The organism is Mycobacterium barrassiae, from assembly GCF_025822765.1.
Lineage (GTDB): Bacteria > Actinomycetota > Actinomycetes > Mycobacteriales > Mycobacteriaceae > Mycobacterium > Mycobacterium barrassiae.
This window is the reverse complement of sequence record NZ_JACKUK010000036.1, coordinates 164,768-172,311: the sequence shown is the minus strand read 5'-3', so window position 1 is coordinate 172,311 and position 7,544 is coordinate 164,768. Positions and strand designations below refer to the sequence as shown.

Here is a 7,544-nt window from a genome sequence, read left to right as displayed (position 1 = left end):
CATCCGCGCCTGGATCGAGCACTGGAATGAAAACCCCAAGCCCTACGTCTGGACCAAGACCGCCGACCAAATCCTCGCCAGCATCGGCAACTACTGCACCCGAATTAACGACTCAGGACACTAGCTCTTCTCGGGACCGTCGACGACGCCCTGTGCGGCCCGCGCGCGCTGCTCGTAGCTCTGCCGGGCCGTCGTGTCGAAGTCCAGGAAGACGCGGTCCAGCCCGAGTCTCTTGTTCAGCCAACGGCGCCCACGCGGGCCGAGCATCTGCGCTGCCTGTGCGGTGAACCGCAACGGAGTCGGCACGGACACATGGGTTTTCGGCTTGTCGAGGGTCTTGATGACAGCCTTGGCGATGTCCTCCGGCTCGACAGGCTTGATCGGACCGCTGCCTGTGGTGCCCGAGATCAGTTCGGTGTTGGTGAACGGCGGCATGACCACCGAGACCTCGACGCCGTGCGGTGCGAGCTCGTCGGCGAGTGCGGCGGACAGCCCGACGACGCCGAACTTCGATGCGTTGTAGACGACCTGACCCGGCACCGGGATCAGGCCCGACAGCGAGGAGATGTTGATGATGTGGCCGCTGCGCCGCGCGATCATGTCTGGGGCCACCAGCTGGCAGCCGGTGATCACGCCGTAGAGGTTCACCTCGATCGTCGAGCGAATCGACTGCTCGGTTTCGTCGAGGAACGGGCCGATCGGCATCACGCCCGCGTTGTTGATGAGCACGTCGATGTGCCCGCCGCCGTCGGTGCGGGCCTTGTCCAGGAACGTCGCGAACGATTCGCGGTCGGTCACATCGAGCGGGTAGCCCGAGACCTGGCCGAGCTTGGTCAGCTTGACCACGGCCGACTCCTGCAGGGCGACGTCGCGGTCACCGATGACCACCCGTGCGCCCCTCTGCAGCAGCGCCGTCGCGGTGGCATATCCGATGCCGCGAGCCGCGCCGGTGATCGCGATGGTCTTGCCCTGGATGTTGTCCATGCGGCCAAACTTTACACGTGTCAAGTTTTGGTGTGAAGCGCGTGGACCGGCGGCAACTTGTCGGGGGTGGGTGTAGTATCGAACATATGTTCGAGTCCGAGTTCGCTGACGTCGACGACGCGGCGGTGGTCGCCGCAATCGAGGATGGAGCGCGGGCAGAGGCGGTGGCGGGGGCGCGTCGGTTGGCGGCAATCGCTGAATTGATGCGTCGCCGCGTGCTGGATGAGGACGAGCGTTCGCGGTGGGCATGCGATTTGTGGGATTGCGCGGCCGCCGAGATCGCGGCGGCGACGAACGTCAGCCATCGCAAGGCGTCGGGGCAGATGTATCAGGCGCAGGCGTTGCGTGATCATCTACCCGCGGTGGCCGCACTGTTCTTTGAGGGTCGGCTCAGTACGCGGGTGGTGGGTGTCATTACCTGGCGGACGCAGAACATCACAGATGACGCGGTGTGGGCCTCCATCGATACTGAATTGGCGAAACGGGCAGGCAAGTGGGGTCCGCTCTCGGAGGACAAGCTCGATTGCGCTGTTGATGCGTTGGTGTTGAAGTTCGACAGGGCCGCGTTGCTGAAAAGCCGAAATACCTTGCGCACACGTGACTTCGTGATCGGCGATATCGATGACGAAACGGGTCTGGCGTCGGTAAGGGGCAGGTTGTCCGCTGCCGACGCCGCGGTGCTGAACAAGAGAGTCACCGCGATGGTGGCCACGGTGTGCGACAACGATCCACGCTCGGCCGCCGAGCGCCGTGCCGATGCGGTGGGCGCGGCCAGCAACGGCAACGATCACCTTCCGTGCGCGTGCGAGCTACCGGACTGCCCCGCGCGGCAAGGGCAGCCTGCCCCGAAGTCCTCGGTGGTGGTCAACGTCTACACCGACCAAGCGACGGTGGACACGGTGCAGTCCACCACGTCGCAGAGCCGCGCGCCGCAGACGCCCGCGCCACCTGCAGACGCGGGGACGGCCATGTTGTCGGGCACGGAAGTGTTGCCGACACCGTTGCTGGCCGAGTTGTTGCGCAACGGGGCCAAACTGCGACCGCTGTGCACACAAGAGGTCGACGCCGAACCCGAGGCCGGCTATCGGCCATCGGCGAAGCTGGCGCGCTTTGTGAGGGGGCGAGACCTGACGTGCCGGTTTCCCGGCTGTACGGCGCCTGCGGAGTTCTGCGATATCGATCATGTGATCCCGTACCCGATCGGGCCCACGCACCCGTCGAACCTGGCTTGTCTGTGCCGAAAACATCACCACCTCAAGACGTTTTGGGCAGGTGATTGGGAACTCAAGCTGCTGTCTGACGGTGCGGCGGTGTGGACGTCGCCGACCGGGCGAACGTACACGACCTATCCGGGGTGTCGAAGTTACTTTCCCGATTGGGACACCGATACCGGGCAACTGCCGCCCGCACCCGCATCCCCACCAGAAACATCGACGTCCGACCGTGGCCTGAAGATGCCTCGACGGAAACGCACCCGCGCCCAGAATCGCGCCGCGCGCATCAAAGCCGAACGCGAACAGGACCGAAACGACCCTGACCCGCCGCCCTTCTAGCTGCCAGGCGCGGTCTCCATTTCACGGAGTTCCTTGAGCATCACTCTCGCGAGTCGCAGTGACAACGCGGGCGAGAGTCGCTCCAGGTACCACCATGCCTTCCACCACCGGGGCACGATGATGATCGCGTCGTTGTGTAGCACGGCTCGCAGCACACGCTTGGCGAATTTGTCGGCGGCCATGGGCCGCAACCGGTCCCAAGATTTCTGGAGATCTTCGGTGGTGAGACCCGGGACATTGATACGGCCGTACTCGCCGCCGGTGAGGATCGGTGTCCGGATCACGCCCGGACACAGTGCCGAGACCCGCACGCCATGACGCTCGGCCTCCAGGCGCAATGTCCTCGAGATCGCCACCACTGCATGCTTGGTGGCGCCGTAGCTGGCCTGGTTCACCGTGGTGACCAGTCCGGCCATCGACGCGGTGTTCACGATGTGACCCGAACCCTGTCGGATCATGATCGGGTAGACCGTGTGGATCCCGTGCACCACCCCGCGCAGATTCACATCGAAGACGTCGTTCCAGTCGTCGAGCGTGTATGAGTCGACCTCGCCCGAGACCCCGATACCGGCGTTGTTGAACAGGAAGTCGATCCGCCCCGATTGCTGCACCGCAGCGTTCACGACCCGCTCGAACGCCGCAGGGTCGCGTACGTCGAGTTCGACGGCGTGCGCTCTGGCGCCGCCACTGCTCAGCCGCTGTGCCAATTCCTGCGCCCGGCCGATCTGGCGATCGGCGATCCACACGCTGGCGCCGCCGTGCACCAGCTCAGTACTGAGTGCGGCACCTATGCCCGACGCCCCTCCGGTGACGAATGCGACCTTTCCTGCGACGCCCGATCCCATTGCGAAAGGATAGGGGTCGGTTGCCATGACATGCGGTCAGTTCGGATCAGCGTGAGCTAATCCCGGGCTCCGGAATGCATGCATCTGTGGTGCGTTAGACAGTTAAGTGATGACCATGCCGGCAGTCAACGAGCTTCATTTCGTGGCGGTCAGCCAGCACGACCCGCTGGCCGCACCGCTGCTGGCCGAGTTGGCCATGGAGTACGCCACCCGCTACGACAGCACCGAAGAACGCGTCATGAAATGGCTGCTCGAGGAGTATCCCGCCGAAGACTTCACACCGCCGGACGGCGCCCTCTTGATCGGTCTTCTCGATGGTGTGCCCGTGACCGGTGGTGCGTTCAGGCGATTCGACGACACCAGGGCCGAGCTCAAGCGGGTCTGGACCGACAGCCGCCATCGACAGCGCGGCTACGCCAAGGCCGTGCTGGCTGAACTCGAGCGCGAGATCGCCGCGCGGGGTTATCGCCGCGTCTACCTGACGACCGGGGATAGTCAACCCGAAGCCGAGGCCCTCTACCTGTCGGCGGGGTACACGCGCCTCGCAGGCCCCCTGCCCGCCGCGGTCGGCGGCTATCCGATTGCGTTCGAGAAGAAACTGCGATGACAGAACGCCTGCACCTCGGCGTCGCGCTGGACGGTTACGGCTGGCATCCAGAAGCATGGCGCCACACGCCCGATGGCGAGTCGATCACGAGCGGCCACTACTGGTCGGGTCTGGCCGCCACCGCCGAGCGCGGTCTGCTGGACTTCGTCACCTTCGACGACGCGCTCACCCCGCAGCGACGGCGGCGCCCCGAGATCGAACCACGTTGGCAGGCAGGACGACTCGACGCCGTACTCACCGCGTCCCGGCTGGCGCCGGTGACCCGCCACATCGGTCTCATACCGGTCGCCACCGTTACCCACACCGAACCATTCCACGTCTCCAAAGCGGTTGCCACCCTTGACTTCGTCTCGCACGGACGAGCCGGCTGGCAGGTCAGGGTCAGCAGCTCCCAGCATGAGTCGGAATTGTTCGGGCGTCGCGATGTCAGCACGGTCGACCTGTTCGACGAGGCATCCGACGCGGTGGAAGTCGCCCGGCGGTTATGGGACAGCTGGGAGGACGACGCCGTCATCCGCGACGTCGAGACCGGACGCTTCATCGACCGTGACAAGCTGCACTACATCGACTTCGTCGGCAAGTACTTCTCGGTAAAGGGTCCGTCGATCACGCCACGCCCTCCGCAGGGGCAACCTGTCGTCACCGCCCTGGCTCACGCGCGGCCTGCCTACGAATTCGCCGCTCGCAGCGCCGATCTGGTGTTCATCACCCCCAAGGATGGCGACGACTCGTTGCGCACAATCCTCGATGAGGTGAAGCAGGCGGGCGGCACCGAACTCAAGGTGTACGCCGACGTGTTCGTCTCGTTCTCCGGAATCACCGACCCACGCTCGGATGCGCTGGTCTTCGAAGGCACCCCCGAAGAACTCGTCGAACTGATCACCGGATGGCAGCACCTCGGCATCGACGGAATCCGGTTACGTCCCTCGATCAACGCGAACGACCTACCCGTCATCGTCGATGACGTGGTGCCGATTCTGCAGCGCGAGGCAGGGTTCCGCACGGCCTACCGCGACGGTGAAACGCTGCGCGAACGCCTCGGTCTCCCGGTCGCCGAGAACCGCTACACAAAGGTAGGACAGCCATGACCGTCCCGCTATCGATACTCGACCTGGCGCCGATCAGCGAAGGCGGCGATGCCGCAACGGCTTTGCGCAACACCGTCGACCTCGCCCAGCACGCCGAACTATGGGGTTACCAGCGCTACTGGGTCGCCGAGCACCACTTCGTCGCGGTCGCGTCCGCGCAACCTGCCGTCCTCATCGGCCAGATCGCAGCTGCCACCAACACCATTCGGGTCGGCGCAGCAGCGGTGCAGCTCGGCCAGACCACCGCCATCGCCGTCGCCGAAAGCTTCGGCATCCTCGACGCGTTTCACCCGGGTCGTATCGACCTCGGGGTCGGGCGATCCGGGCAGCGGCGCAGAGAGGCCATCAAGGAGGCCTCATCGACCCCGAAACCCGAACCGCCCGAGGAGTGGCGCGATGTCGGAGGCGTCGTCGTACCGCCGCCGTTCGATATCAGCGCGCTGATGCGCAATCCGCGGCTACGCGCGAAGATGTCGGTCCTCCAGCAGCCCGAGGCTGTCGCCCCGGACTTCGCCGAACAGGTCGGCGACATACTCGCGATGATCGACGGCAGCTACCGCGTCGGCGGCGTCGACGCGCACGCCACCCCGGGTGAAGGGGCGAAGTTGACGCCCTGGATCTTCGGCAGCAGCAAGGGGCAGAGTGCGCAGGTCGCAGGCGCACGGGGACTTCCGTTCGTCGCGAGTTACCACATCACACCGGCCACGGCGCTGGACGCTGTCGACGCCTACCGCGCGGCGTTTCAACCGTCGGCGGCGCTGTCGGAGCCGTACGTGGTGGTATCCGCCGACGTCGTCGTCGCCGACGACACCGAGACCGCCCGTCACCTGGCATCCAGCTACGGGCACTGGGTCTACTCGATCCGCGCGGGTGACGGTGCCGTCCCCTATCCGGACCCCGACTCCGTCGAACCGCTCTCCGACGACCAACTCGAGGTCGTGAAGGACCGTACCGCAACGCAATTCGTGGGCGATGCCGACGAGGTCGCCGCGAAGCTCGAAACCCTTCAACGTGTCACCGAGGCCGACGAGCTCGTCATCACCTCCGTGACGCACGACCATTCCGACCGGCTGCGCTCCCACGAGCTGCTGGCCAAGAGGTGGGGACTATGACCAAGCGTAGAGAAGGCAAAGAGCGCAAGCAGATCCACCTGGCCGCGCATTTTCCTGGCGTCAACAGCACCACGGTCTGGTCGAGCCCCGAATCGGGCAGTCAGATCGAATTCGACTCGTTCGTGCATCTGGCGCAGACCGCCGAGCGGGGGCTGTTCGACTTCTTCTTTCTCGCCGAGGGCCTTCGGCTGCGTGAACATCGCGGGCTCATCCACGACCTCGACGTCGTCGGCCGACCCGACACGTTCACGGTGCTCGCCGCGCTGGCGGGAGTCACCGAGCGGCTCGGTCTGACCGGGACCATCAACACGACGTTCAACGAACCGTTCGAGGTGGCAAGGCAATTCGCGTCGCTGGACCATCTGTCCGATGGCCGGGCCGGCTGGAACATGGTCACGTCGTCGGACGCGTTCACCGGCGAGAACTTCCGCAGGGGCGGGTTCCTCGACCACTCGGAGAGATACAAGCGGGCCGAGGAGTTCGTCACGGTCGCGCGTGAGTTCTGGGACAGCTGGTCATCGGATGCCGTCGTCGCGGATCGGGAGAACGGAATCTTCGTCGACCCCAGCCGTATTCGCGTTGTCGAGCATCGCGGGCCACAGTTCGACGTACGCGGGGTCGCTACCCTGCCGCCCGCACCGCAGGGACATCCCGTCCTGCTGCAGGCCGGCGACTCCGACGACGGGCGGGCGTTCCTGGCCAAGTACGCCGACGCCGCGTTCACCATGCACTCGTCGTTGGAGGCCGGCCAGGCCTATTACGCCGATGTCAAGAGCCGCGCCGCGTCGTACGGACGAGACCCCGACCGGCTCAAGGTTTTTCCAGCGGCCACGTTCGTGCTCGGTGACACGGCGGCGGAGGCGGCGGAGAAGGCCCGCGAGATCCGCCGCCAGCAGGTCAGTCCCCAGACCGCGATCGCAATGCTCGAACAGGTGTGGCAGCGCGACCTGTCTACCTACGACCCCGACGGGCCGCTGCCCGATGTCGAACCGGCCGACGATCCGACCATCAGCCAGGGCCGGGTGCGCCACGGTGATCCAAAGGCCGTGGCTGCCGCGTGGCGTGCACGCGCCGAGGCGGACAACCTGTCCATCCGCGAATTGGTCATCGCCGTTACCAGCCGGCAGCAGTTCGTCGGCACGGCCGCACAGGTCGCCGAAGAGATCGACCTCCACGTGCAGTCGGATGCCTGTGACGGATTCATCTTGGTGCCGCACCTGACTCCGCGGGGCCTGGACGAGTTCGTCGAGAGCGTCGTCCCGTTGCTCCAGGAGCGTGGCACGTTCCGCACCGAATACTCAGGGCATACGCTGCGCGACCATCTTGGCCTATAGGCTGGCCCCCGCGGGGGTGGA

Annotated in this window: 7 protein-coding genes and 1 pseudogene; 6 read left to right on the top strand and 2 right to left on the bottom strand. The window is 65.6% G+C overall.

The window, feature by feature from the left end; genetic code table 11:
* Positions 1-124 (top strand): annotated as a pseudogene (locus H7J93_RS24845) (IS630 family transposase); the annotation flags it as partial.
* Here H7J93_RS24845 and H7J93_RS24840 read toward each other — a convergent pair.
* Complete coding sequence (locus tag H7J93_RS24840; RefSeq protein WP_267308946.1) at positions 121-984, bottom strand: SDR family oxidoreductase; 864 nt, start codon at positions 982-984, stop codon at positions 121-123. The pseudogene H7J93_RS24845 and the gene H7J93_RS24840 overlap by 4 nt on opposite strands.
* Positions 985-1,070: 86 nt before the next feature.
* Between H7J93_RS24840 and H7J93_RS24835 the strand changes: the two genes are divergently transcribed.
* On the top strand, positions 1,071-2,537 hold the full coding sequence (locus H7J93_RS24835; protein ID WP_267308945.1) for an HNH endonuclease signature motif containing protein: 1,467 nt from the start codon (positions 1,071-1,073) through the stop codon (positions 2,535-2,537).
* Here the strand turns inward: H7J93_RS24835 and H7J93_RS24830 are convergent.
* Complete coding sequence (locus H7J93_RS24830; protein WP_267308944.1) at positions 2,534-3,382, bottom strand: SDR family NAD(P)-dependent oxidoreductase; 849 nt, start codon at positions 3,380-3,382, stop codon at positions 2,534-2,536. The two genes, H7J93_RS24835 and H7J93_RS24830, sit on opposite strands and share 4 nt — an antisense overlap.
* Positions 3,383-3,491: 109 nt before the next feature.
* Here H7J93_RS24830 and H7J93_RS24825 point away from each other — a divergent pair, with 109 nt between their 5' ends.
* The 4 genes from H7J93_RS24825 to H7J93_RS24810 are packed head-to-tail and all read left to right on the top strand — an operon-like array spanning position 3,492 to position 7,523.
* Complete coding sequence (locus H7J93_RS24825) at positions 3,492-3,989, top strand: GNAT family N-acetyltransferase (protein ID WP_267308943.1); 498 nt, start codon at positions 3,492-3,494, stop codon at positions 3,987-3,989.
* Positions 3,986-5,077 carry an LLM class flavin-dependent oxidoreductase gene (locus H7J93_RS24820; RefSeq protein WP_267308942.1) on the top strand — a complete coding sequence of 364 codons (1,092 nt, stop codon included), beginning with the start codon at positions 3,986-3,988 and terminating at the stop codon, positions 5,075-5,077. Before H7J93_RS24825 ends, H7J93_RS24820 begins: the two co-directional genes overlap by 4 nt.
* The gene (locus H7J93_RS24815; RefSeq protein ID WP_267308941.1) at positions 5,074-6,189 is read left to right on the top strand and encodes an LLM class flavin-dependent oxidoreductase; all 1,116 of its coding nucleotides are present in this window, start codon (positions 5,074-5,076) and stop codon (positions 6,187-6,189) included. The genes H7J93_RS24820 and H7J93_RS24815 overlap by 4 nt, the downstream gene beginning before the upstream one ends.
* Positions 6,186-7,523: an NtaA/DmoA family FMN-dependent monooxygenase gene (locus H7J93_RS24810; RefSeq protein WP_267308940.1), complete on the top strand. Its 1,338-nt coding sequence runs from the start codon at positions 6,186-6,188 to the stop codon at positions 7,521-7,523. Before H7J93_RS24815 ends, H7J93_RS24810 begins: the two co-directional genes overlap by 4 nt.
* Positions 7,524-7,544: the final 21 nt, after the last annotated feature.